The 23439-nt window shown below is 66.2% G+C and carries 23 protein-coding genes; 7 read left to right on the top strand and 16 right to left on the bottom strand.

Going from position 1 to position 23439, the window contains the following annotated elements; all coding sequences use genetic code 11:
• The first annotated feature begins 11 nt into the window (after nucleotides 1-11).
• Complete coding sequence (locus tag PVW46_RS10865) at nucleotides 12-320, top strand: PAN domain-containing protein (protein WP_043144011.1); 309 nt, start codon at nucleotides 12-14, stop codon at nucleotides 318-320.
• A gap of 36 nt (nucleotides 321-356) precedes the next feature.
• Nucleotides 357-1343 (top strand): helix-turn-helix transcriptional regulator, encoded by a 987-nt coding sequence (locus tag PVW46_RS10860; protein WP_052244609.1) that lies wholly within the window; start codon nucleotides 357-359, stop codon nucleotides 1341-1343.
• Nucleotides 1344-1355: 12 nt separating this feature from the next.
• Here PVW46_RS10860 and PVW46_RS10855 read toward each other — a convergent pair whose 3' ends face one another.
• The 5 genes from PVW46_RS10855 to PVW46_RS10835 form a co-directional block, all read right to left on the bottom strand.
• Complete coding sequence (locus tag PVW46_RS10855) at nucleotides 1356-2111, bottom strand: SDR family NAD(P)-dependent oxidoreductase (protein ID WP_069210003.1); 756 nt, start codon at nucleotides 2109-2111, stop codon at nucleotides 1356-1358.
• Nucleotides 2112-2214: 103 nt separating this feature from the next.
• Nucleotides 2215-3177, bottom strand: coding sequence for a D-erythronate dehydrogenase (gene denD / locus PVW46_RS10850; RefSeq protein WP_043144017.1), 963 nt, complete (start codon nucleotides 3175-3177; stop codon nucleotides 2215-2217).
• Nucleotides 3174-4100, bottom strand: coding sequence for a sugar kinase (locus tag PVW46_RS10845; protein WP_069210002.1), 927 nt, complete (start codon nucleotides 4098-4100; stop codon nucleotides 3174-3176). The genes denD and PVW46_RS10845 overlap by 4 nt, the downstream gene beginning before the upstream one ends.
• Nucleotides 4097-5491, bottom strand: coding sequence for an FAD-binding oxidoreductase (locus PVW46_RS10840; protein WP_069210001.1), 1395 nt, complete (start codon nucleotides 5489-5491; stop codon nucleotides 4097-4099). Before PVW46_RS10840 ends, PVW46_RS10845 begins: the two co-directional genes overlap by 4 nt.
• Complete coding sequence (locus PVW46_RS10835) at nucleotides 5481-6089, bottom strand: LysE family translocator (RefSeq protein WP_069210000.1); 609 nt, start codon at nucleotides 6087-6089, stop codon at nucleotides 5481-5483. The genes PVW46_RS10840 and PVW46_RS10835 overlap by 11 nt, the downstream gene beginning before the upstream one ends.
• A 216-nt stretch (nucleotides 6090-6305) precedes the next feature.
• On the opposite strand from PVW46_RS10835, the gene PVW46_RS10830 reads away from it, so the two are divergent.
• Nucleotides 6306-7229, top strand: coding sequence for an NAD(P)-dependent oxidoreductase (locus PVW46_RS10830; protein ID WP_069209999.1), 924 nt, complete (start codon nucleotides 6306-6308; stop codon nucleotides 7227-7229).
• On the opposite strand, the gene PVW46_RS10825 is transcribed toward PVW46_RS10830, so the two are convergent.
• On the bottom strand, nucleotides 7226-8230 hold the full coding sequence (locus tag PVW46_RS10825) for a LacI family DNA-binding transcriptional regulator (RefSeq protein WP_083242349.1): 1005 nt from the start codon (nucleotides 8228-8230) through the stop codon (nucleotides 7226-7228). The genes PVW46_RS10830 and PVW46_RS10825 overlap by 4 nt on opposite strands.
• Nucleotides 8231-8342: 112 nt before the next feature.
• Here PVW46_RS10825 and PVW46_RS10820 point away from each other — a divergent pair, with 112 nt between their 5' ends.
• A complete protein-coding gene (locus PVW46_RS10820; RefSeq protein ID WP_069209998.1) occupies nucleotides 8343-9233 on the top strand; it encodes a phytanoyl-CoA dioxygenase family protein in 891 nt (296 codons plus the stop codon).
• Nucleotides 9234-9403: 170 nt separating this feature from the next.
• Here PVW46_RS10820 and PVW46_RS10815 read toward each other — a convergent pair whose 3' ends face one another.
• Nucleotides 9404-10102, bottom strand: a complete 699-nt coding sequence (locus tag PVW46_RS10815) for an RraA family protein (protein WP_069209997.1) — start codon at nucleotides 10100-10102, stop codon at nucleotides 9404-9406.
• Entirely contained in the window at nucleotides 10099-10620 is a 522-nt protein-coding gene (locus PVW46_RS10810; RefSeq protein WP_069209996.1) for a hypothetical protein, read from the bottom strand. The genes PVW46_RS10815 and PVW46_RS10810 overlap by 4 nt, the downstream gene beginning before the upstream one ends.
• A 147-nt stretch (nucleotides 10621-10767) precedes the next feature.
• Between PVW46_RS10810 and PVW46_RS10805 the strand changes: the two genes are divergently transcribed.
• A complete protein-coding gene (locus PVW46_RS10805) occupies nucleotides 10768-12549 on the top strand; it encodes an IlvD/Edd family dehydratase (RefSeq protein ID WP_069209995.1) in 1782 nt (593 codons plus the stop codon).
• Between the two features lie 100 nt (nucleotides 12550-12649).
• Nucleotides 12650-13387 carry an SDR family oxidoreductase gene (locus tag PVW46_RS10800; protein WP_043144047.1) on the top strand — a complete coding sequence of 246 codons (738 nt, stop codon included), beginning with the start codon at nucleotides 12650-12652 and terminating at the stop codon, nucleotides 13385-13387.
• A gap of 73 nt (nucleotides 13388-13460) precedes the next feature.
• On the opposite strand, the gene PVW46_RS10795 is transcribed toward PVW46_RS10800, so the two are convergent.
• From PVW46_RS10795 to PVW46_RS10760, 8 genes are all read right to left on the bottom strand, one after another.
• Nucleotides 13461-14372, bottom strand: a complete 912-nt coding sequence (locus tag PVW46_RS10795) for a DMT family transporter (protein ID WP_043144050.1) — start codon at nucleotides 14370-14372, stop codon at nucleotides 13461-13463.
• 48 nt (nucleotides 14373-14420) lie between these two features.
• Nucleotides 14421-15143 carry an SDR family oxidoreductase gene (locus PVW46_RS10790; RefSeq protein ID WP_043144052.1) on the bottom strand — a complete coding sequence of 241 codons (723 nt, stop codon included), beginning with the start codon at nucleotides 15141-15143 and terminating at the stop codon, nucleotides 14421-14423.
• A complete protein-coding gene (locus PVW46_RS10785) occupies nucleotides 15140-16210 on the bottom strand; it encodes a Gfo/Idh/MocA family protein (protein WP_083242348.1) in 1071 nt (356 codons plus the stop codon). Before PVW46_RS10785 ends, PVW46_RS10790 begins: the two co-directional genes overlap by 4 nt.
• Nucleotides 16211-16283: 73 nt before the next feature.
• Nucleotides 16284-17780, bottom strand: coding sequence for a UxaA family hydrolase (locus PVW46_RS10780; protein WP_069209994.1), 1497 nt, complete (start codon nucleotides 17778-17780; stop codon nucleotides 16284-16286).
• A gap of 92 nt (nucleotides 17781-17872) precedes the next feature.
• The gene (locus PVW46_RS10775) at nucleotides 17873-18823 is read right to left on the bottom strand and encodes a phytanoyl-CoA dioxygenase family protein (RefSeq protein ID WP_274575912.1); all 951 of its coding nucleotides are present in this window, start codon (nucleotides 18821-18823) and stop codon (nucleotides 17873-17875) included.
• Between the two features lie 150 nt (nucleotides 18824-18973).
• Nucleotides 18974-20569, bottom strand: coding sequence for a TRAP transporter large permease (locus PVW46_RS10770; RefSeq protein ID WP_274575911.1), 1596 nt, complete (start codon nucleotides 20567-20569; stop codon nucleotides 18974-18976).
• Nucleotides 20569-21384 (bottom strand): TRAP transporter small permease subunit, encoded by an 816-nt coding sequence (locus PVW46_RS10765; protein WP_043144065.1) that lies wholly within the window; start codon nucleotides 21382-21384, stop codon nucleotides 20569-20571. Before PVW46_RS10765 ends, PVW46_RS10770 begins: the two co-directional genes overlap by 1 nt.
• Before the next feature lie 157 nt (nucleotides 21385-21541).
• Nucleotides 21542-22552 carry a TRAP transporter substrate-binding protein gene (locus tag PVW46_RS10760; RefSeq protein WP_043144068.1) on the bottom strand — a complete coding sequence of 337 codons (1011 nt, stop codon included), beginning with the start codon at nucleotides 22550-22552 and terminating at the stop codon, nucleotides 21542-21544.
• Between the two features lie 201 nt (nucleotides 22553-22753).
• On the opposite strand from PVW46_RS10760, the gene PVW46_RS10755 reads away from it, so the two are divergent.
• Nucleotides 22754-23332: a GntR family transcriptional regulator gene (locus PVW46_RS10755; RefSeq protein WP_274575910.1), complete on the top strand. Its 579-nt coding sequence runs from the start codon at nucleotides 22754-22756 to the stop codon at nucleotides 23330-23332.
• The last annotated feature ends 107 nt before the right edge of the window (nucleotides 23333-23439 follow it).

Raw genomic sequence — 23439 nt, 5'->3', positions numbered from 1 at the left:
GGAAACCGACCATGTTCCGCACGCTTTTCCTGATGGCCACGGTCTGCATGACCGCCGTGCCGGCCCTGGCCGAGGACTACGAGCACTGCAAGCTGCTGCCCGGGTCCACCTCTGCCGTGTTCAACTATGAGCAGGTCGGCCCCGCCGCCTGCGAGCAGCTTTGCCGCGATACCGAGGGCTGCATCGCCTGGTCCTACACGCCGCACAACTTCAATCCGAAGTCGGCGCCCGGCGAGTGCCGGACCCTTGCGGACGTTTCGGATGACGAAGGCAGCGATCGCGACTACTGCGGTTTCCTGGATCCGGATGCCAATATCTGAAACGCGGCGCAGCCGATGCCGTGTTAACCTGGCGTCATGACGGAGATTCGGTCCGATACGAAGCTGGCCGGGGCGCCGCCTGTGCGGTTCTCGGCCAGTCACCTGCCGCCCGCGCACCGGATGGAAATCTGGCGCGAGGTCTTTGGCCGCGAGGTGATCCGGCTGGACATGGCGCCGCTGGAGGACGGCCCGATCTTTCATGACGCGGTGTTCCGGGATTTCGGCTCGGCCGCGCTTGGTCTGGGAGTCGTTTCCTCGATCAGTTGCGAGCGGACACCCGAGCTCTTGGGCGATGGCAACAACGATATCATCCTGTTGATCCCGATCGAAGGCACCGTCAGCCTGCAACAGCGTGGGGCAGAGCTGGTGGCCCGGTCCGGTGATGTGCTGGTGCGGCGGTCCGACGATGCGGGCCGCACCCTGTCCAGCAGCGGCCGTTACATGACCGTCACTCTACCGGCCCGAGCGATGGAATGCCGGGTGGCCGACATCGACCGGCTGACCATGACCGTGCTGCCCCGTGGAACCAACGGGCTGAGCCTTTTGACCGGCTATGTCCGGATGCTGATGGCAGAGGACCGGATCGATCCCGCGACGCTGGAGATGATCAGCCTGCATATCGCGGACCTGGCCGGCTGTGCCATCGGTGCCCGCCGCGATGACTGGCATATTGCCAACCAGCGCGGCCTGGCGGCCGCCCGCCTGCGCCAGATCCATGCGGCGATCCGGTTCGGCGCGGCGAACGAGGGGTTCGGCATCGCCGAGGTGGCGGGCGCCATGCGCGTGACGCCGAGCTATATCCGCAAGCTGCTGGCCAGCGAGGGCGATACTTTCACCGCGCTTGTGCTGGCGCGCCGCCTTGACCTGGCGTTCGAAGCCCTGTCGGACCCGGCCCGGGACGCCGTCCCGATCAGCCGCATCGCGCTGGAGGCCGGGTTCGGGGATGTGTCCTATTTCAACCGGGCCTTCAGGAAACACTATGACGCCACGCCGCGCGACATCCGCGCGGCGCGCAAGGGGTAGCGGTCCGGGCGATCAGATGGACCCGGCCTCGACCATGTAGTTCGACGCGGTGCACATCGCGCTGTCGTCGGAGGCCAGGAACAGCGCCATCCGTGCCAGGTAGACCGGCTCGATCAGGTCCGGGAGGCATTGCCGCTGGCGGTGCTTGTCGATGGCCTCGGCCGTGACCCAGAGCTCTTTCTGCCGTTCGGTCATGATCCAGCCGGGCACGATGGCGTTGACGCGGATGTTGTGCTCGCCGAGGTCGCGGGCCATCGTCCGGGTCAGCCCGTGCACGGCGGATTTCGCGGTGGTGTAGGCGGGCATTCCGCCACCCGCTTCCCACCAGCTGTTCGATCCCATGTTGATGATCGAGCCGCCGCCGGCCTCGATCATGCCGGGCGCGACGGCCTGGATGGCAAAGAACTGGTGGCGGATGTTGGTGGCCATGCGCTCGTCCCAGTATTCGGGGGTCACGTCCTGCCATGTATGGCGGTCGTCGCGGGCGGCGTTGTTGACCAGCACCGTGGCGGCGCCCAGTTTATCGGCGAGACGGGCAAAGCTGGCCTTGAGCTGGTCGATCTCGCGCAGGTCGCAGAAGTCGAAGAGGACCTCTCCGTCGGTCTCGGCGGCGAGTTTTTCGCCGGCCTCGCGGTCGAAATCGACAAAGCCGGTGCGGGCGCCCTGCGCGGCGAAGGCGCGGACCATCTCGGAGCCGATGCCCGAGGCGCCACCGGTGATGAAGACGGTCTTGCCCTTGAGGCTGGGATAGATCGCAAAATCTGGCATGTTGTTCTCCGTGGTTGGCGGGGAAGGGGGCGTTGCCCCCTCTGCGCGTTCCGCGCATTCACCCCCAAGGTATTTTTCAAACCAAAGAAACCCGGGGCCTGTTTCAGGCGGGCAGGTCGTCTTCGAGGAAGTAGCGGATGTTGTCCTCGAAGCTGGTGTCCGGTTCGAGACCGAGGCGCGCGGCCTTTTGCGGGCGGATGTCGTTGCGCCAGCCCTTGAGGATGCCCGCGATCTCGGGCTGGGGCTCCCAGGTGATGAGTTTGGCGGGTTCCGGTCCTGCAACGGCGGTCATGGCGTCGATCATCTGGCGAATGGTCCAGACCTGGCCGGGCATGGTCATGCAGTGGTTCAGCCCCAGGTCCTCGCGCGGGATTTCGGCGCCCTTGACCAGGTTTTCCACGCATTTGCGGGGGCTGAGGTAGAAATGGTGGAAATCCATATCCACCGGGCAGTTGGCGGCCTGGCCCTGCAGTGGCTCGCGAAAGATCGAGGACATGAAGCCCGAGGCGGCGCGGTTCGGTTTGCCGGGGCGGACCGAGATTGTCGGCAGGCGAAAGCCGCGCCCGTCGATGAAGCCGCGCCGGGAGTAGTCGTTGAGCAGCAGTTCCCCGATGGCCTTCTGCGTGCCGTAGCTGATCTGCGGGTTGAGGAAGCTGTCGTCGGTGAAGGGCTGGGGCACCTCGCCGCCGTAGACGGCGATGGAGGAAGTGAAGACCACGACCGGCTGTGTCCCCAGCGCGCGGGCGCGTTCCAGCACGTTGAGATGGCCGTGCAGGTTGACCTTGTAGCCGAAGTCGAAATCCTCTTCGGCATGGGCCGAGACGACCGCTGCCAGCAGGTAGATCACGTCGGTGTCCGGCGCGATGGCTTCGGCGGCGGAAACGGGATCGGTGATGTCGGCCTTTTGATAGGCGACCTCGAACGGCGCGTCGATTTCGGCGGGGGTGACGACATCGGCCAGGGTCAGGCGGGTGATGGGCTTGCCGCGCAGCGTGCCACGCTTTGCCAGCAGGCGGGCGAGTTTCTGGCCGACGAGACCGGCGCCGCCGATGATGAGGATGTTCATGGGGTCTCTCCTTGGTCGAAGATCTGCGGCGCCAGCGCGCCGGGGTGCTGGATGACCTCTGCCGCCAGATGGGCGGCGCGGGACATGGCGGTGCCGAGGCTGGCGCCGGTGGCGCGCGCGGCCAGGAACCCGGCGCCGAAACTGTCGCCCGCCGCCGTGCTGTCGGTGATTTTCGTCACCTCGGGCGGGGTGGTGGTGACGCTTCCGTCTGCCTCGGACCAGCCGTGGCAGGGCGCCTCGCCGTTCTTGATCACCACGCAACTGGCCCCGGCGGCACGATAGCGTTGCAGCGTGTCCTCTGGCGTGGCGTCCTGGAAGGCCAGTTGTTCCTCGTCGAAACTGGGCAGCACGGTATCCGAGACGGCAGCGCCCATGAGCAGGCCCGAGCGCATCGCCTCGGCGCTTTCCCACAGACGCGGGCGCAGGTTGGTGTCAAAGGCGATATGGGCGCCCGCAGCCCGCGCCCGTCCCAGTGCGGCGCAAAGCGTCCTGCGGGCCTCGGGTGCGAGGATGGCCAGGGTGATCCCCGAGAACTGGATCACGTCGCGTTCGGCCATGATCTCGTCCAGCCAGGCGGGATCATCGGCGAGCGTCTTGGCCGCGGACTGGCCGCGCCAATAGGAAAAGCTGCGTTCGCCGTCGCGGGTCTGGATCATGTAGAGGCCCGGCGTCCGGGTCGGGTGGCGGCGGATGGCGTCGTTGGACATGCCCTGCGCGCCGATGAACCGGGCCAGGTCATCCGACATGGCGTCCTCTCCCAGCACGGTGCCATAGCTGACGGTCCATGTGGCGGGCAGAAGGCGGCGCGCGTACCAGGCCGTGTTGAAAGTGTCGCCGGCATAGCCCAGCCGGAACAGGCCGGGGTTTTGCGGCGCCGGGGCCATTTCGACCATGATTTCGCCAAGGGAAAGAAAGCGTGTCATTCGGCGGCCCTTGCCTGCGGTTGGGCGGGCAAAAGCTTGCCCGGGTTGAGGATGCCCCTGGGATCGAAGGCCTGCTTGATGGCCTGCATATAGGCCAGCGCCGCGCCGTGTTCGGCATCCATGAACGATTGCTTGCCGATGCCGATGCCATGTTCGCCCGACACGGTGCCGCCCAGCCGCAGGGCGGTTTCGCCAAGGGCATGGGTGAACTCATGCGCGCGGGCCATTTCATCCGGGTCATTGGGATCGACCGACAGGCCGGCGTGGAAATTGCCGTCGCCGACGTGGCCGACGATGGTGGCGGTCAGGCCGAGGCGGGTGGCATCGGCCTGGCTTTGCGCCACGGCCTCGGCCAGGTGAGAGATCGGCACGCAGACATCCGTGGGCCATATGTGCTTTCCCTTCCCCAGGGCGGCAGAGGCGTAATGCGCGTTGTGACGCATGGCCCAGAGCGCGTTGCGGTCCTCTGTCGTGGTGGCCGTCTGCCAGCCCTCGGCACCGAAATCGGCCGCGATCTCCTCGAAACTTGCCATCTGTTCGGCGACCGCCTGCGGCGCGCCGTGGAATTCCAGGAACAGGTGCGGTTTCTCCGGCAGGCCCGCATCGGCATAGGCGTTGAAGCCGCGCACCATCATGTGGTCCAAGAGCTCGATCCGGGCCATCGGGATGCCGCACTGAATGGTGGTGATGACACATTGCACCGCCTGTTCGACATCCTCGAAACGGCAGGTGGCGGCGGTCACGGTCTCTGGCGTCCCGTGCAGGCGCAGGGTCAGCTCGGTGAGGATGCCAAGTGTCCCCTCGGAGCCGATCATCAGGTGCGTGAGGTCATAACCGGTCGAGGATTTCCGCGCGCGCGAGCCCGAGCGGATCACCGTGCCGTCGGCCATGACCGCCTCGAGCGCCAGAACATTGTCGCGGATCGTGCCATAGCGGACGGCGGTAGTGCCAGAGGCGCGGGTGGCCGCCATGCCGCCGATGCTGGCATCCGCGCCGGGATCGACCGAGAAGAAGAGGCCGGTGGCACGCAGCTCCTCGTTCAGGGCCTTGCGGGTCAGGCCGGGCTGCACGGTGCAGGTCAGGTCCTCGGGGTCGACCGCCAGAACGCGGTTCATCCGGCCCATGTCCAGGCTGATGCCGCCGTGCAGGGCCAGGTGCTGGCCCTCCAGCGAACTGGCGGCGCCATAGGCGGTGACCGGGCAGTCCTGCGCGTGGCAGATCTGCAGAATCTGCGAGACTTCCTCGGTTGTCTCCGGGTAGGCCACCGCGTCGGGCGGCGTATTGGGGTAATAGGTCTCGTTCTGGCCGTGCAGCGTGCATTCGGCGTTCGAGGTGCTCAGCCGGTCTCCCAGCAGCTCCTGCAGCCTGGCTATGGCGGTTTCATGGGGCATTGGCAGCGTCTCCGGCGGCGAAGATGGCAAGAACCACGACTGCCAGCATCGAGGCGGCCATGACGTAGTTGATCCGGCGCTGGTCCCTGTCGGACAGGTTCAGCCGGTGCAGCGTGGCCCCGGCCAGAAGCCAGCCCAGGTGGATCGGTATCCAGATCGTATTGACGATGAGCAGCTTGGTCACCGTCTCGAACATGATGCTGTCGGGCGCGTAGGGAAAGCCCGCAAAAAGCGTGGTGTTGACGGCGTAGGCCTTGGGGTTGATCGCCTGCAAGAGGATGCCGGCCATCACGGCCGGGGGCGCCTTGGCCTCGATGAAGGCGATCTTGCTGCCGGCAAAGGCGATGCGCGCCGCGAGGTAGAGCAGGTAAGCGATCGAGGCCACCATCAGCACAGTGCGCACCACCGGCACCGACAGCACGACGGCGGCGACGCCGGAAATCACGGCAAGCGCCACGAGGTTGGTGCCGATGAAAAGCCCCAGCACATAGGCCAGCCCGGGACGGAACCCGTAGGCGGCGCCCAGCCCGGCGGTCGACAACACCCCGGGACCCGGCGTGATGATCAGGAAAAGGACGGCCAGCGCAAAGGTCAGCATGGGGCAGGCGCCCGTGTCGCTGTCATGTTCTCCTCCTGATCCGGCTGATGTCCGGCCTGCTTGCGTGGCGGCCGGTTTGGTATACCATCTGCAATCAAACCAGCCGGGGCGGGAATGTCAACGGCGTGCGGGACGGCGGGAGGCCGTTTGCGGCCAGGTGCCGCCTTGCCCCGTGCGCCGACCCGCCCCGGCGCGCTCAAAAAGGGGAGGAAGCGCATGTCTGACAAGGTCAAGGTCGGGTTCATCGGGGTGGGTCTCATGGGTCACGGGATGGCGAAGAACCTGCTGGAAAAGGGCCACCCGTTGGTCGTCAAGGGCAACCGCAACCGCGCACCGGTCGAGGACCTGGTGGCGCGCGGCGCGGTCGAGGTGGCGACCCCGTGCGAGATGGCCGCAGCCTGCGACGTGATCCACATTTGTCTTGGCAACGCGCCGCAGGTCGAAAGTGTTTTTCGGGGCGAGGACGGCATCCTTGCGGGGATGCGCGACGGTCTGATCGTGGTGGAATGTTCCACCTCCGATCCCAACGTGACCCTGGCGCTGGCCGCCGAGCTGGGCGAACGCGGCGGGCACATGGTGGACGCGCCGCTGGGCCGTACCCCCAAGGAGGCCGAGGCCGGCACGCTGGACGCGATGGTCGGCGCCGACCCGGAGGTCTTCCAGCGCATCCTGCCGGTGCTGGATTGCTGGGCCGGCAACATCAACCACGTCGGCCCCGTGGGCGCGGGCCACAAGATGAAGCTGATCATGAACACCATCGCCATGAGCTATGCCGCGCTTTATGCCGAGGTGACCTCTCTGGGCGCCAAAGTCGGCATCCCGCCTGCCACGATCCAGCGGGTCATCGGCTCGTCCCGGCTGGGCAACGGGTTCTTCGACACCTTCATGGACTACGCGGTGAATCGGAACCGCGACGCGCACAAGTTTTCCGTGGCCAATGCGTCGAAGGATGTGCGCTATGCCCTGTCGATGGCGGCAGAGGCGGGGGCGCTGTCGCCGATGGCCTCTGCCACGCGGCAATATTTCACCCAGATCGAGGCACAGGGCCATGCCGAGGACTACGTGCCCTGGATCGCCGATCACATCGCGCGGATGAACGGGCTGGACCTGGAGGAAGAGGCCAAGAAGGGCCGCGACTAGCCCGTCGCCCGGCGGATCAGCTGGTAGCCCAGGTCGATCCTCGTTCCCTTGATGTCCTCGCCGTCGCAGGCGGCGAGGGTCAGGCGCGCGGCCTCGCGCCCGATGGCCGCACCGTCGATGCGCACGGTCGTCAGGTCCAGCGCGGCGGCCCCCGCCACGTCGATGTCGCCAAAGCCGGTCACCGCCAGGGCGCCGGGCACGTCGATGCCGCGCCGCCGCGCCTCGCAGAGCGCGCCCACCGCCAGCGCATCGCTGACACAGATCACCGCGTCCGTATCGGGCCAGCGTTGCAGGACCTGCGCCAGCCCCTCGGCCCCGTAGTCCGGCCCGCCCTGGTCCTCGCGGGGCGGCACCGAATGGATGCGCGGCGCGTGCCCCTTCAGCGCATCCAGATAGCCTTTCTCGCGCATGTCGGCGCGGGTGTCGCTGGCGCGGTCTGTCCGCAGAAAGACCGGCGCGCGGCGCCCGGATGCGATCAGGTGGCGTGCCATGTCGCGCCCCGCCTGCCGGTTCGAAAAGCCGACAGCGGCATGGATCGGCACCTCCGGCAGCTCCCAGAGTTCGATCACCGGCAGACCGGCGCCGGACAACAGGCGGCGGGTGTCCTCGGTATGGTCGCTGCTGGTCAGCACCAGTGCATCCGGGCGGCGGCCCAGCAGGGTCGAGACCATCAGCGCCTCTTTCTCGGGCTGGTAGCGCGTGCTGCCCAGCAGCAGTTGCAAGCCGCCCGCGCTCAGCCCCTCTTCAAGACCCCGGATGGTGGAGGCAAAGACCGGCTGTTCCAGCGTCGAGACCAGCGCCCCAACGACGCGCGAGCGCTGGGAGGACAGCGCGCCGGCAGTCTCGTCTCGAACATATCCCAGCTCCATTACCGCCTTCTGCACCTTCTCCAGCGTGTCGGCGCTGACCTTGGACGGGGTGCGCAGGGCGCGGCTGACGGTGATCTTGCCCACCCCCGCCGCCCGCGCCACGTCACCCATCGTCACCCATTTGCGGTCCATGTCGGTCCCTTCGTTTGACAGCGCTCAGGATAGGGTGGTATCGATACCACGCAAGTCATGGTATCGATACCATCTGTCGAGCCATCAAGCGTGCAACAGGGGAAGAGACGCGATGCTGAGCCGCGAACAACAGGATTTCTACGCCGAGAACGGCTATCTCAAGGTCGAGCAGGTGGTGACGCCCGAGGAACTGGCAGAGCTGCAATCCGTGACCGACGGGCTGATCGACGCCTCGCGTGGCATCACCGAAAGCGACGAGCGTTTCGACCTCGACACCGGCCATTGCGCCGACACTCCGCGCCTGACCCGGATCAAGCTGCCGCACAAGCAGGATCCCGTCTATGACCGGATCTTGAAACACTCGAAGGTGACGGAGGTGCTGAACGACCTCCTCGGCCCGGACACGGTGCTGAACACCGCCAAGCTGAACTGCAAGGCGCCGGGTGGCGGTGCGGCGGTGGAATGGCACCAGGACTGGGCCTTTTACCCGGCCACCAACGACTCGCTCCTGGCCTTCGGGCTGATGCTGGAGGATGTGACCGAGGACAACGGTCCGCTGCTGGTGATCCCGGGATCACACAAGGGGCCGGTGCTGAGCCATCACGCGGGCGGCGTGTTCTGCGGGGCGATCGACCCGGACGATCCGCTGTTCGAAAAGGACAGGATCGTCACGCTGACCGGCAAGGCGGGGGACATGACGGTGCATCACGTGCGCCTGCTGCACGGCTCGGCGCCCAATGTCTCGGACCGGGCGCGCAAGATCCTGTTCTACGAATGCGCCAGCGCAGATGCCTGGCCGCTGCTGGGCGGGTCGAGCTACATCCATTCGCTCGGACAGCGTAAGTTCTGGGAGGATTTCCAGGACCGGATGATCACCGGCGCGCCGGTCTTCACGCCACGGCTTGCGGATGTGCCGGTGACGCTGCCCTTGCCCCCGGCGCCGGACAACACCTCGATCTTCAAGACCCAGATAAGCGGCGGCGCCAAGAGCGCCTTTGCCTGAGGGTCCTGCGTGCTGAGACACGCGGGGGAGGGGCGTCGCCCCTCTGCGCTTTGCGCATTCACCCCTGGGTATTTGGGTCAAGAAGAAACATCAGGGACGCGCCTGCAGCTTCTTCTTGGTCCAAATACCCTCGGGGGAGTCGACCAGAGGGAGACGGGGGCAGCGCCCCCTTACCCGATTTCCACGGCCGAGCCGTCCGCCAGCATCGCGTCGATGTCCAGTGGCGCCTTGAAGCCGTCCTTGACCTTGTGCTCAAGCTCGGACTCGAGCTTCTGAACCTCCTGGACGCGGCCAATGACCTCGTCGATCCGCGCAAAGGGGATCACCACGACGCCGTTGCGGTCGGCGACAATCATGTCGCCGGTGGCGACATGGCAGCCGCCGACGGTCGCGCTGGCCCCCAGGGTGCCGGGACCCGATGTATAAGGCGAATTGGGGTTCAGCCCGGTGCACCAGGCGGGCAGGCCGGCGGCGACGATGCCGGCGTAGTCGCGCATCGGCCCGTCGGTGACGAAACCGGCGGCGCCCGCGTTTTTGAGCATCCCCGAGAGCTGGTCGCCGATGGTGGCGCGGTCCTGGTTGCCGTGGGCCGCATGGACCACAATGTCGCCCGGCGTCAGCAGGTTGACCGCTGCGAGTGTGGCGATGATGTCCGCGGGGCCGCTGTCGGCCACCAGTGCGGGGCCCACCGCGTGACAGTCGAGGTCACGCCCGAAGCCGATGGGCGCGATGGGTGTTGCCATTGCCCCCATGCCGCCCATCGCGTCGCAGAGGAAGGCGGTCTCGACTCCTTGCAGGGCGGCAATCTGCGCCTCTGTCGGGCGGGGGGCACCCTTGACGATGGTCAGGCGGGGCGGTTCTCCGATCATTGGTCAGTCTCCTTGGCAAGTGGTGTGTCCGGGTCGGGCAGGCGCCAGAGCAGGCGGATATAGGCCAGCCCCGAGGCGGTGGCGGTACAGCGGGCCTTCTGCAGCTGGATTTCTTCGGCGGGCAATTCGCGCAGAAGGGCCAGTTCCTCCATCCGGTCGCATTGCACCAGCGAGGAGAGCAGGTCGTATTTCACCTCGATCCCGGCAAGTGCTGCAATGCGTTCAGGGGCCTTTTCGCCCAGATCCGCCATGCGTGCGGCGATGGCCTCTGACCATTCCTGCCGGGTTTCGGCAAAGCAGAGGCCCGCCACGGCGGGGGTTTCGGTCGAGATTTCAAGGCAGGGCGCGTGCGCAATGTCCACGCAGGCGGTGGGGGCCTTGCCCAGGTCCACCGCCGTCTCGACGCAACTGCGCAGGTTGTCGAGGTCGAGACGCGGCTCTGCCTGCAGGGGGGCTGCCAGCAGCAGCGCGGCCAGCGTCAGGGGCGCCATCCGCTGCGCGGCGGGGCGTGTCGTCATGGTCAAGTCCTCCCGGCCTGGGGGCGGTTTGCGCCCTCTCTTGCCCGGCCTCCCGCCGAGCGGCTTGCATTTGGTATACCAAATTGGAACACTCGCACAAGAGAACAGACCTGCCAGAATCGGCGGGCGTCCCAAGGGAGGAAGGACATGTCTGACACTCGCGCCAACAAGCGGTTCCGCTCGCAGGAGTGGTTCGACAATCCCAACAACCCGGGCATGACCGCGCTTTATGTCGAGCGTTACCAGAACCAGGCCTTTACCCGCGAGGAACTGCAGGGCGAAAAGCCGATCGTCGGCATCGCCAATACCGGCAGCGATCTGGCGCCCTGCAACAAGATCCACGTCTTCCTGATGGACCGGATCAAGGCGGGCATCCGCGAGGCCGGGGGCATCCCGATGGAATTCCCCGTCCACCCGATCCAGGAGACCGGTAAGCGGCCCACTGCCGCGCTGGACCGCAACCTAGCCTACCTGAGCCTTGTCGAGGTGCTGCACGGCTATCCCATCGACGGGGTGGTGCTGACCACGGGCTGTGACAAGACCACGCCGGCCATGCTGATGGGCGCGGCGACGGTGGATATTCCCGCCATCGGGCTGAACGGCGGGCCGATGTTGGACGGCTGGTGGAAGGGCAAGCGCGCCGGCTCGGGCACCATTGTCTGGGAAAGCCGCCGCCTGCTGGCCGAGGGCAAGATCGACTACGAGGAATTCATGGGCCGCGTCTGTTCCAGCGCGCCCAGCCTGGGCCATTGCAACACGATGGGCACCGCCAGCACGATGAACGCCATGTCCGAGGCGCTGGGCATGACCCTGACGGGCTCCAGCGCCATTCCCGCGCCTTTCCGCGAGCGTATGGCGATGGCCTATGAGACCGGGCAGCGCATCGTCGAGATGGTCTACGAGGATCTCAAACCCTCGGACATCCTGACCCGTGAAGCCTTCGAGAATGCCATCGTGGTCAACAGCGCCATCGGTGGATCCACCAATGCGCCGCCGCACCTTCAAGCCATCGCGCGCCACGCCGGGGTGGAACTGAACGTCAAGGACTGGGAGACCATCGGCTTTGACGTGCCCTTGCTGGTCAACATGCAGCCGGCGGGCGAATACCTGGGCGAGAGCTTCTTTCGCGCGGGGGGCGTGCCGGCGGTCATGGGAGAACTGATGAGCGCCGGGCGGTTGCACGCCGGGGCGATGACGGCCACGGGCAACAACGTGGGGGTGAACCTGGCCGGGTGTGACAGTCTGGATACCGAAGTGATCAAACGCTACGACGCGCCGATGCGCAGGAATGCCGGGTTCAAGGTGCTTTCAGGCAACCTGTTCGACAGTGCCTTGATGAAGACCAGCGTGATTTCCGAGGACTTCCGCAAGCGATTCCTGTCGGAACCCGGCAACGAGGGGGTCTTCGAGGCCCGCGCCGTGGTTTTTGAAGGCCCCGAGGATTACCACGACCGGATCAATGACGAGAGCCTCGGCATCGACGAACGCACGGTGCTGTTCATCCGCAACGTGGGCTGTGTCGGTTATCCCGGCTCGGCCGAAGTGGTGAACATGCAGCCGCCCGATGCGCTGATCAAGGCGGGGATCACCCATCTGCCGACGGTGGGGGACGGGCGCCAGTCCGGGACTTCGGAAAGCCCGTCGATCCTGAACGCCTCACCGGAATCGGTGGTGGGCGGCGGGCTGGCCTTCCTGCAGACGGGCGACCGTGTGCGGCTGGACCTGAACGCCAGCCGCATGGATGCGCTGGTTTCGGACGAGGACTGGGCCGCGCGGCAAGCGGCCTGGGAGGCGCCGGAGATCGTCAGCCAGACGCCCTGGGAAGAGATCTATCGCACCCATGTCGGCCAGCTTGGCGACGGCGGCTGCCTGGAACTGGCGACGGCCTATCAGCGCATCGCCAAGGATCTGCCCCGCGACAATCACTGAACACGGTTCGGGGCGGTGACGCGGGAGGGGGGCTCTGCCCCCCGCCTTCGGCTCCCCCCGGAGGTATATATTTGCCCAAAGAAACATGGGGGAGGGACATATGAGCCAGACAATCATCATCACCGGCGGTGCGCGCGGGATCGGCAAGGCCTGCGCCGAGGCCTTCCTGGCGGCGGGCTGGAAAGTCGGGATCGTGGGGCGGACCGAGGCATCGGTGGCCGAGATGGCGGGTAGCCACGAGAACGCGCTGGCGCTGCCCTGCGACGTGGTGGACGAGGCACAGGTGGACGCGGCTTTCGACAAGGCGTTGTCGGAATGGGGCCGGATCGACGCGCTGTTCAACAACGCGGGCGTGTCGGTCATGGGTGGCCCGGTGGACGAGATCAGCGTTGATGACTGGCGCCGTTGCATCGAGATCAACCTGACCGGGTCCTTCATCTGCGCGCGCGCGGCCTTTGGCCGGATGCGGGCACAGGACCCGCAGGGCGGGCGGATCATCAACAACGGGTCGGTCTCGGCCCATGTGCCGCGCTGGGGGTCGGCGCCCTACACGGCGTCGAAACATGCGATCACCGGGCTGACGCGGTCTCTGTCGCTGGACGGGCGGCCCTACAACATCGCCTGTGGGCAGATCGATATCGGCAACACCTTGACCGACATGGCCGAGAAGATGACCAAGGGCGTGCCGCAGGCCGATGGCTCCATCGCGGTGGAGCCGGTCATGGACGTGTCGAACGTGGCGAAATCGGTGCTGCACATGGCGTCCCTGCCGCTGGAGGCCAACGTGCAGTTCATGACCGTCATGGCAAGCGCGATGCCCTATATCGGGCGGGGCTGAATACTGTCCCGGGCCCATGTTTCTTTGGGCCCGAAATACCTCCGGGGGTCCGGGGGCAGAGCCCCCGGCGCATCTACCGCGTATGCGGCACCGGGCGGCGCACTCTCCCGCGCACCACGCGCTCGCGCTGCCAGATATAGAGGCCGGATGCGATGATGATCGCGCCGCCGCCCAGCGTCCAGACCGTCGGCCAGGTGTCGAAGAGCAGGATGCCCGCGACGGCGGCCAGGAAGATCTGGATGTAGATCACCGGTGCCAGGATCGAGGCATCCGCCCAGCGGTGCGCGATCACGGCCGCGATGTGGCCGCTGGCTCCGAAGATGCCGATCAGGCAGAAGGCGATCCAGACCGGTCCCTCGGGCCAGACCCAGCCGCCCAGAACGAAAGGCAACAGCGCCAGCGCGGCAAAGCCGCTGGACCAGATCTGCTGCGTGGCGTTGCCTTCGATCCCCGCCAGGAGCCGCGTCATGATGAAGTAGAGCGCCGCCATGCTGAGCGCCCCGATGGAGAGGAACATGGCGGGGTGGAAATCGACGCCCCAGGGCTGCATCACCACGATCACGCCGAGGAACCCCACGCAGACGGCGATGATCCGGCGCAGGCCAACCTTTTCGCCAAGGATCGGGATGGCCAGCAGGGTGACGACGATGGGACCGGCAAAGGTAATGGTCGTCGTCACGGTGATCGGAAGGTATTTCAGCGCCGAAAAGTTGAACACGGTGCTGCCCAGCAGGAAGAAGCTGCGCAGAAGCTGGCGCCAGGGCGCATTCGAGACGAAGGCCTGGCGCCCCTCCCGCGCGCCGTAGATCACCACAGCGACCAGGAAATGCCCAGCGTAGCGGGCAAAGACCACCTGCAGCGCGGGCAGCCCCGCCAGCATCAGCCATTTTGCCGTGCTGTCGATAAAGGTGAACCCCAGCACGGCCAGGGCCATCATCAGCACGCCGGCGGCGGTGCGGTCTTCGCGGGGGAGGGCTTCGGACATGGGACGCTACTTGGCGGTTGGGCAAAGGAAAGGGCTGGGCGGATGCGGTCAGCCGACCGCCCATCCGCCATCGATCACATGCGCCTGTCCGGTGGTAAAGGCGCTTTCGTCGGACCCGAGGTAGATCGCCAGGTGGGCGATCTCTTCTGGCGTGCCGATCCGTCCCATCGGCTGGCGCGCGTTGAAGGCGCGGCGCGCTTCCTCGTAGTCGCCCATTGCCCGCAGCCGGTCATGCAATGACGGGCTGTCGACGGTGCCGGGGCAGATGCAGTTCACGCGGATGCCCTTGGTCACATAGTCCAGCGCCACGGATTTCGTCAGTCCGATCACGGCGGCCTTGGAGGTGCCGTAGATACAGCGGTTGGGCGCCGCCACGATGCTGCCCGCGATGGAGGCGATGTTGACGATCGACCCGCCGCCGCGTTCGATCATGCCGGGTAGGGCGGCCTGCATGGAATGGAATTGCGACCGGACGTTCAGCATCATGGCAAATTCGAAATCCTCGTCGGTCGCCTCGAGCAGCGTGCCCGCATGCACGAAGCCCGCGCAATTGACCAGGATGTCGGGTTGGGCGGCCTCGATGGCGCGGGTCAGCACGGGCTTGTCGGTCACGTCCAGTGCGAAGGTGGTGCCGGTCAGCCCCTCCAGCAGGTCGGGGTTGAGGTCGGTCGCGGTGACTTCGGCGCCTTCGCGGGCATAGCCTTCGGCGATGGCGCGGCCAATGCCCTGGCCCGCGGCGGTGATGAAGGCACGTTTGCCGGCTAATCTCATGTCAGAACTCCTGTGAAATCTCCCGGAACCTCGCCGCGCCTGACGGGGCGGTGCGTCTGTCCGGACAAGGCGGTGGCCAGCGTCATTTCCAGCGCGGCGATGCCGTCCCTGGGCTGGCAGAGAACGTCGTCGGCACCGGTTTCGAGGAAGGCGGCAAAGCGGTCGATCTGGACCAGCAGCGGGTCGACCTTGTCGAAGCCGGGCGGGTCAAAGCGTTTGAGCGGTTTCGACCATTCCACCTCGCCCGGGCCGGAGGCGCCCCAGCGGGTGAGCGAGGGGAAGGACAGCGCGCCCAGGGTGCCGGTGATGCGGATGTAATCCTCGCCCGAGGCGGCGATGGCGGGGTTCTCGGCGCTGGCGGCCTCGAAGGACCAGGGCGAGGCGCCCGCGTCCGAGATCAGGAAAGACCCCAGCGCGCCGCTGTCGAAGCGGAAGGCGAGCGCGGCGGTGTCCTCGATGACATGGCCGCGCGTGCTGTTGGAGGTCAGCGCCGTGACTTCGACCGGCAGGCCGGCAAAGACGTTCAGCAGGTCGATCTCGTGGCTGAGGTTGGTGGCCAGCGGGCCGGCGCCGGGCAGGCGGCGCCAGGGCACGTCGTAATAGGTGTCATGCTTGCGCAGCGACCACATGCCCTGCAAGCCGACCAGTTGCCCGATGTCCGGCAAGGCGGCGCGGGTGGCCATGACGAAGGGGTGGCACCGGCGATGATGACCGACGATCAGGGGCAGGCCCTTGGCCGCGGCCGTCTCCGCCATGAGCTGCGCGTTGTCGAGCGTGTCGGCGATGGGCTTTTCCACCAGCACCGCCCAGCCGCGCGCCAGCGCGGCGAGGGTCGAGGGACAGTGGTCCGGTGTCGGCGTGGCAATGACGCAGGCGCGGGTCTCTGCCGGGGCGTCGTCAATCGTAGCGACGGCGGGCAGGCCCTCGGTGGCGAGCGTCGCGCGCGTGGTTGCGTCCGGCTCCACGATGGCCGTGATCCGGATCGCGGGCGAGGCGCTGGCCACCTCGATGTGGCGGCGCCCGATGGCACCCGCGCCGATGATGCAGAGGGGGAGGGGGACACTCACGCGGAACGTCCTCGCCTGCGCGGGCAAAGCGATTTGGAAATCGCTTTCAAGCCCTTTCGAAATGGCTTGCCCATCACATCACCGCCCCGATCTGCCAGGGCACGAACTCGTAATCGCCCAGGCCCTGCGCTTCGGACTTGGTCTGTTCGCCAGAGGCCATGCGCAGCCACATCTGGTAGATCTCGCGGCCCACCTCCTCGACCGATTTGCCCTCGGTCAGGATGGTTCCGGCGTTCACGTCCATGTCCTCGGTCATGCGGTTGAACATCTCGCTATTGGTGGCGACCTTCATCGAGGGGCTGGGTTTCGCGCCGAAGGCCGAGCCGCGCCCGGTGGTGAAACAGACGAGGTTGCAGCCCGAGGCGATCTGGCCGGTCACGCTGGCCGGGTCGTAGCCGGGGCTGTCCATGAAGGTGAAGCCCTTGGCCGTCACCGGTTCGGCATATTTGTAGACGCCGGTCAGCGGCGTGGTGCCGCCTTTCGCTGCCGCACCCAGAGATTTCTCGAGGATGGTGGTCAGCCCGCCCTTCTTGTTGCCGGGAGAGGGGTTGTTGTCCATCGAGCCCTTGTTGCGGGCGGTGTAATCCTCCCACCAGCGGATCAGGTCCACCAGTTTCTCGCCCGTGGCGCGGTCGACGGCGCGGGCCGTCAACAGGTGTTCGGCGCCATAGATCTCGGGCGTTTCGGCCAGCACCCCGGTGCCGCCCTGCGCCACCAGCAGGTCACAGGCATGGCCCACGGCGGGGTTCGCCGTGATGCCCGACCAGGCGTCCGAGCCGCCGCATTGCAAAGCGACCATGAGGTCGGAGGCGGGGCATTCGGTGCGCGTGGCCTCGTTCACCACGGGCAGCATGGCCTCGATCTTCTTGATGCCCAGTTCAACGCATTTGCGCAGCCCGCCCACGTCCTGGATGTTCATGGACTGGAACAGGGGGCCGGGTGTCAGCCCATAGGCCTCGACCAGCCAGTCGATCTGGTTCATCTCGCAGCCGAGGCCCGCCATCAGAACGCCGCCTACGTTGGGATTGCGGGCATAGCCCCACATGACCCGTTGCAGCGCCTCGAACCCCTCGGACCCCTGACCGGCCATGCCGCAGCCGGTGCCGTGGACAAAGGCGACGACGCCGTCGACATTGGGGTAGGCGGCGAGTTTCTCGTCGGTGAAATGTTCAGCGATCTTGCGGGCGGCGGTGGCGGAACAGTTCACCGAGGTCAGCACGGCGATGTAGTTGCGCGTGCCGACGCGGCCCGTCGTGCGGCGATAGCCCATGAAGGTGTCCGGCGTGTCGGCAGGGGTCGCGGGCCGCAGGTTGGTGCCGTAGTCATACTCGGTATCCACGTTGCGGAATTCGAGGTTGTGCGTATGGACATGGGCGCCCGGCGCGATGTCCTCGGCGGCATAGCCGATCACCTGCGCGTATTTGATCACCGGCGCGCCTTTGTGGATCGCCTGCGTGGCCAGCTTGTGCCCGCGCGGGATCAGCTGTGTCGCGCCTTCCTGGCCGATTTCAAGCGGGGTGACGGCGGTGACGACATTGTCGGCGTCGGAAAGGCGGACTGTCTTTTTCATCTCGGTCTCTCAGGGGGCTGATCGGCCCCGGTGTCGGGGCGTCATGGCACAAGGCCCCGGCGCGGGGCCGGGGCGGGTGTTTCCGGTGGCGGTCAGGCGCAGACCGGGCTGTCGCCCGACCAGCGGTGAATGGGGATATGCGGCGCCGGGGCCAGCCGGGCGCGGGCCTCTTCCCACATGGTCTTCCACTTTTTCCAGTCGCGCAACTCGGCCTCCGGGGCGCTGCGCGAGCGGGCGATGAAGGCGGGAAAATGCGCGCGGCCCGTCGGCTGGCCGGTGACATTGTAACGGATGTCAAAGCTCCAGCGGAAATCGCTGCTGCGGTTCTCCAGCGAGGCATGGGGCGTCAGCGGATGGAAGAGCACCGCGCCGCCCGCCTTGACCGGCAGGGCCACGGCCTTGTCCTCGTCCAGGTAGCCGGGCGCGATGGCGGTCTGTTTCTGCGGGCAATGCGGGTACATCCGCGGTTTGCCCGGCACCACCGTCAGACAGCCGTTTTCGACGGTCGCGTCCGAGATGGCCAGCCAGACGGTGACCATGCGGGTCTCGTCGCCCTCTTCGTGGGCCACGGCGCGGTCCTGGTGCCAGGCGGTCGCGGTGACATGTGCGCGCGGCTCATCCGCGTGCAGATAGGTGGCGGGGGGCTTCAGGCGGACATGCTGGATCGGGTTGGAGGTCAGCTCGGGGCCGATCAGGTCTTCGACCATGTCCAGCAGGCGGGCATCGGTCAGCATGTCAAATACGGCTGGGCCGAAGTGAAAGGGCGTATCGGCGGCGATCTCTCCGCCGGGCAGGGAAATGTCCATCGGCTGGAACCAGTCGCAGCCCGCCTTGTAGGAGGTCAGCAGCTTCTGCCAGAAATCCATGCCCTCGGCGGCGGGCACGCGGCCCTCGTCCTGCCAGCGGGCATAGAGCGCATCCAGCAGCGCGGCATATTCGGCCTTCACCGATGCCAGCAGATCGGGGTTCAGAACATCCTCGACCACGAGATACCCTTCGCGGTCGAACTGCGTGACCTGGTCCTGGGTCAACATCAAGGGCATGGGCTGTCCTTTCGCTACGGGGCGCGGGGGGAGGGGGCTCTGCCCCCGCCGCGGCAGGGCCGCGGCCCCCCGGGGTATTTTCGCCAAGAAGAAGCCCGGGGGTCGCAAGGGGACCGGACCGGGGCGCGGGGGCCTCGGTCCGGTCCGGGGTCACAGGAAGATCGTGACGATGGGCGGCCAGGCCAGCAGCACCGCCAGCGCGCAGAGTTGCAGCGCGATGAAGGGCAGGAAGCCGCGGAAGATATCGGTGAGCGAGATATGCGCCGGGGCCACCGATTTCAGGTAGAAGGCGGCCGGCCCGAAGGGGGGCGACAGGAAGCTCACCTGCATGTTCATACAGAAGACCACGCCGAACCAGATGGGCACATAGCGTGCGTCCACATGGGCGAACCAGCCGATCTCTTCCGCCGGCAGGCGGACGACGATGGGCAGGAAGACCGGCATGACCAGCAGCACGATGCCGACCCAGTCCATGAACATCCCCATGATGAGGAAGATCAGCATCATCACCAGGATCACGCTCATGGTGGGCATGTCGGCACCGACGATCATGTTGGCGACATATTGCGGCCCGCCCGCCAGCGTATAGGCGGCGGCCAGCGCCGCGGCGCCGATGGTCACCCAGATGATCGTGCCGGTGGATTTCAGCGTCCGCATCAGGCTGTCATAGACGATGTCCCAGGTCATCTCGCGCCGGATCAGGCCAATGACGAAGACCGCCACAGCGCCCATGCCGGCGGCCTCGGTGATGCCGGTGATGCCGCCGTAGATCGACCCCAGCACGACGCCGATGACGACGATAGGTGCGATCAGGCCCTTGCCCATCTCCCAGCCCGCGGCGGTGCGTTCACGCCCGACCACGAAGAAGACGATCAGCGCAAAGATCACCAGCGCGCCCGCAAGCCAGGGAATGTCCGAGACCATGCCGAGCAGGATCGGATCGACCCCCTCGACCACCTCGTTGACGCCGGTCACGGTGAAGAAAAGCGCGCGCAGGATCAGCACGCCGGTGATCCAGATGCCGAAGCGGGACAGGAAACCAAGGAACATCAGCCCTTTTTCCCCGCCCTTGGGCGCGTCCGGATCCTCGGGCGGCAGCGGCGCCTTTTCCGGCGACAGCTGCGTGGTCACGATGATGTAGATGATGAAGAAGGATGCCAGCATGAAACCGGGCAGGAAAGAGGCGGTGAAGAGCGCCTTGATCGAGGTTTCCGTCACCAGCCCGTAGAAGATCAGGACGATCGAGGGCGGGATCATGGTGCCGAGGCTGCCGGAGGCGCAGATCGTGCCGATGGCGAGGTTCTGGTTGTAGCCCAGCCGCAGCATCTGGGGCAGGGCGATCAGGCCCAGCAGGACCACCTCGCCGCCGATGATGCCGGACATGGCGGCCATGATGACTGCCATGACGGAGGTCACGATGGCGATGCCGCCGCGCACCCGGCTGAGCCAGACGTTCAGCGAGGAATACATGTCGCGCGCGATGCCGGATCGCTCCAGCAGCGCGGCCATGAAGATGAAGAGTGGTACTGATATCAGCACGTAGTTCGTCATCTGTCGGTAGACGGCCTGGCCCAGCACGCTGAGCGGCCCCTGTCCCCAGGTTCGGAACAGGATATCGACGTCGAATTTCAGGACCAGAGTGACCACCGCGAGGAAGGCCGAGGCAAGGCCCAGGGGCATCCCGATGGCCAGCAGCGCGAACATCGCAAGCAGAAGGATCAGGGAGAGGGTGCCGATGTCGACCATTACTTCTTGTCCTCTTCCAGGGTGCGGCGCAGGGCCTCGATCTCGTGCTCGTCGATCTCGTCGGCCGGGTTGTGGTGTTCGGGTGCCTTGTTCCAGTCGGCGATCAGGTTCGACAGGGCCTGGATGGCGACCAGCACGATGATGAACAGGATGGCGGGTTTCACCGTCCCCGGAATGGGCGGATCCCAGGCGGTGCCAAAGGTTTCCATCCGCAGCATCCGGCGCATGGCGTCGTTGTAGCCGCCCCAGACAAGGCAGAAGGTGAAGACCCAGATCAGGAAGACCGAAACGCAGTCCGCGGCCTTCTGCATCCAGCGGGGCATCATGTCGTAGATGACGTAGATGCGGATGTGGCTGCGTTGCTGCATCGCGTAGAGACCGGCCAGCAGGAAGAGAAAGCTGGCGATCCAGAGCGACAGTTCGTTGGCCCACATGGTCGGCTGGTTGAAGACGTAGCGCGACACCACCTCGTAGAACATGACGATCACGATATAGGCGATCGACATCATGGCCAGGCGGGCGCAGACCAGTGAGAGGATGTCGAAGGGCCCCGTGCGGTCGACCTCGATAGTGCCCTTGTCATCGCTGAGGAAAAGCGCGGTGAACAGCAGCGCGAGCGCGAGGCTGAACAGCGTCACCGTGACGATCGGTTTGCCCTGGGGGCGGATCATGTCGTGCATGCCGATGGCATCGGACGAGATGAACTGGTTGAAGACGAGAAAGATGAAGAGTGCGATGGTCAGGCCCGAAAACCCGATCATGGCCATTTGAACCGGCTTTCTGAGCGGTCCCAGCCAGACGCTGTCCTGTTGCATGCGCGGTCACCCCGATGTGAAGAGTGGCAGTTGGCCTGTCGCCCGTGCCGTCCCCCTAGCCGTTCCGCGTCCTGCGTGCGGGCGCATGTGGCAGAGACGAAAACGGCGAGCCTTGCGAAAGGCTCGCCGCGAGGTCACGAGGCGGTCAGCCCGGCGATCACTCGGCGATCAGGCCGAGCGCCGTCAGGTACTCGCGGTGGCTTGCCACCAGGGCAGCCGCTTCGGGCGTCTTTTCGGCCCAGCGGTCCCAGGAGGTCTGCGCCGCCTTGCGGAAGTCCGCGCGGTCCTTGGCCGACCAGTTGTGAAGCGTCACGCCCTTGGCCTGCAGCTCTGCCGCGGCTTCGGCGTTCTTCTTCTCGTTCGACAGGGCGGTGTGCAGGGTCAGTTTCTGCATCGCGGTGTCGATGATGCGCTGGTGCTTTTCGCTCAGACCGTCCCAGACGGCCTGGTTGCAGGCCAGGTGGTCCGACGGCATCGAGTGGAAGCCGGGGTAGGTGGCATGGCTGACGATGTCATAGAGGCCCAGGCCGACGTTGTTGTAGAGGCCCGAGGCGTCTGCACCGTCGATGATGCCGGTTTCCAGCGCGGTAAAGATCTCGGTGAAGTCCATCACGATGGGCGTGGCGCCCATTTCAGTGAAGATCTCGGTTTCCAGACCCGGGGGCGAGCGGAACTTCCAGCCTTTCAGATCGTCCGGGCCGGCCAGCGGCTTGGACGACGACAGCGACTCCTGGCCGTAGAGCCACCAGCCGATCAGCTGCATGCCCTGCGCGTTGTACAGTTCCTGCGCGGCATCGTAGCCACCGCCGTAGTACAGCCAGGAAATCTGCTGCCAGGGGGTGTCGTAGCCGCCCATGATGTCGCCGACGAACTGGAACGCCGGGTTCTTGCCGGTCTGGTAGGCGCCGCCGGTCATGTCGCAGTCGAGGATGCCGTTGATGGCCGCGTCGAAGGTTTCCGTCGTGGCCACGACGGACGAGCTGTAGAACATCTCGATGGCGATTTCGCCGCCGGACATCACCTGCACGTCATCCGCGAATTGCGCCGCCAGCACACCCGAGGGGTGCTCGGACGCATAGTGTGTCTGGATGCGCAGGGTCACGTCCTGCGCGTGGGCCGCGGATGCGGCAATGGCAACGGCCGCGGCCGTCGTCAGGATCTTTTTCATATGTTCCTCCCTGTGGCGGGCTCCCCCCCGCCGATGGTTATCGGGGTCGGACCCCGTACCCGGATGGTATACCATCCCGTAAAGGCAAGCTAACCAAAGCAATGTCGACAGGCAAGGATTTTTGGTATACCAAATTTGCTTCATGGGAGGCCGCCCTTCCGGGTGGAAAAAAGGTGCGGATTCAGGGAGGTGAACTGCGCCATGACGGATGAGACTCTGCCCGAACAGATCGCGACTCGGCTACGCCGGGACATTCTGCGGGGCGTGCTGCCGCCGGGCACGGCGGTCAAGGAACGCGACCATGCCGCCGAACTCGGCGTCAGCCGCACACCCCTGCGCGAGGCGATTCGGATCCTGGCGAAAGAGGGGCTGGTGCAGCTGCGCCCGGCGCGGTCGCCGATCGTGGCCAGGCCCAGTTTCGAGGAAGTGGCGCACAACATCGAGGTGATGTCGGCGCTGGAGGTGCTGTCGGCCCGGCTGACCTGCGAGCGGGCCAGCGCCGAAGAGATCGAGAGCATCGCCGAGGTCGCGGACCGCATGGACCGGCAATATGACAGCCTCGACATGCTGGACATCTTCGAGATCGACATGAGTTTTCACCTCGCCATCGCGCGCGCGGCGGGCAATCCTGTTCTGGCAGAGGTCCACCAGTCATTGCTGGCGCGTCTGTGGCGGGCGCGGTATCTGTCTGCCAGTCGCAAACGTTCGCGCGAGCGGGTGCTGCGCCAACATGCCGAGATCGTCGCCGCTCTGCGAGCGCGCGATGCGGAATCCGCCTAGGCCCAGGTGCAGGCGCATCTGGATCACCTGCTGATCAACGTGGCCGATTTCTTCGAGTCCGTGAAGGACGAAGGCGGCGAGGCGCCGGAGCCGGTCGAATGAGCGGC

The organism is Mameliella sp. AT18, from assembly GCF_028807275.1.
Taxonomy (GTDB): domain Bacteria; phylum Pseudomonadota; class Alphaproteobacteria; order Rhodobacterales; family Rhodobacteraceae; genus Antarctobacter; species Antarctobacter albus.
Note: the sequence above shows the minus strand (reverse complement) of the source record. Positions and strands in the feature narration are given on the sequence as shown.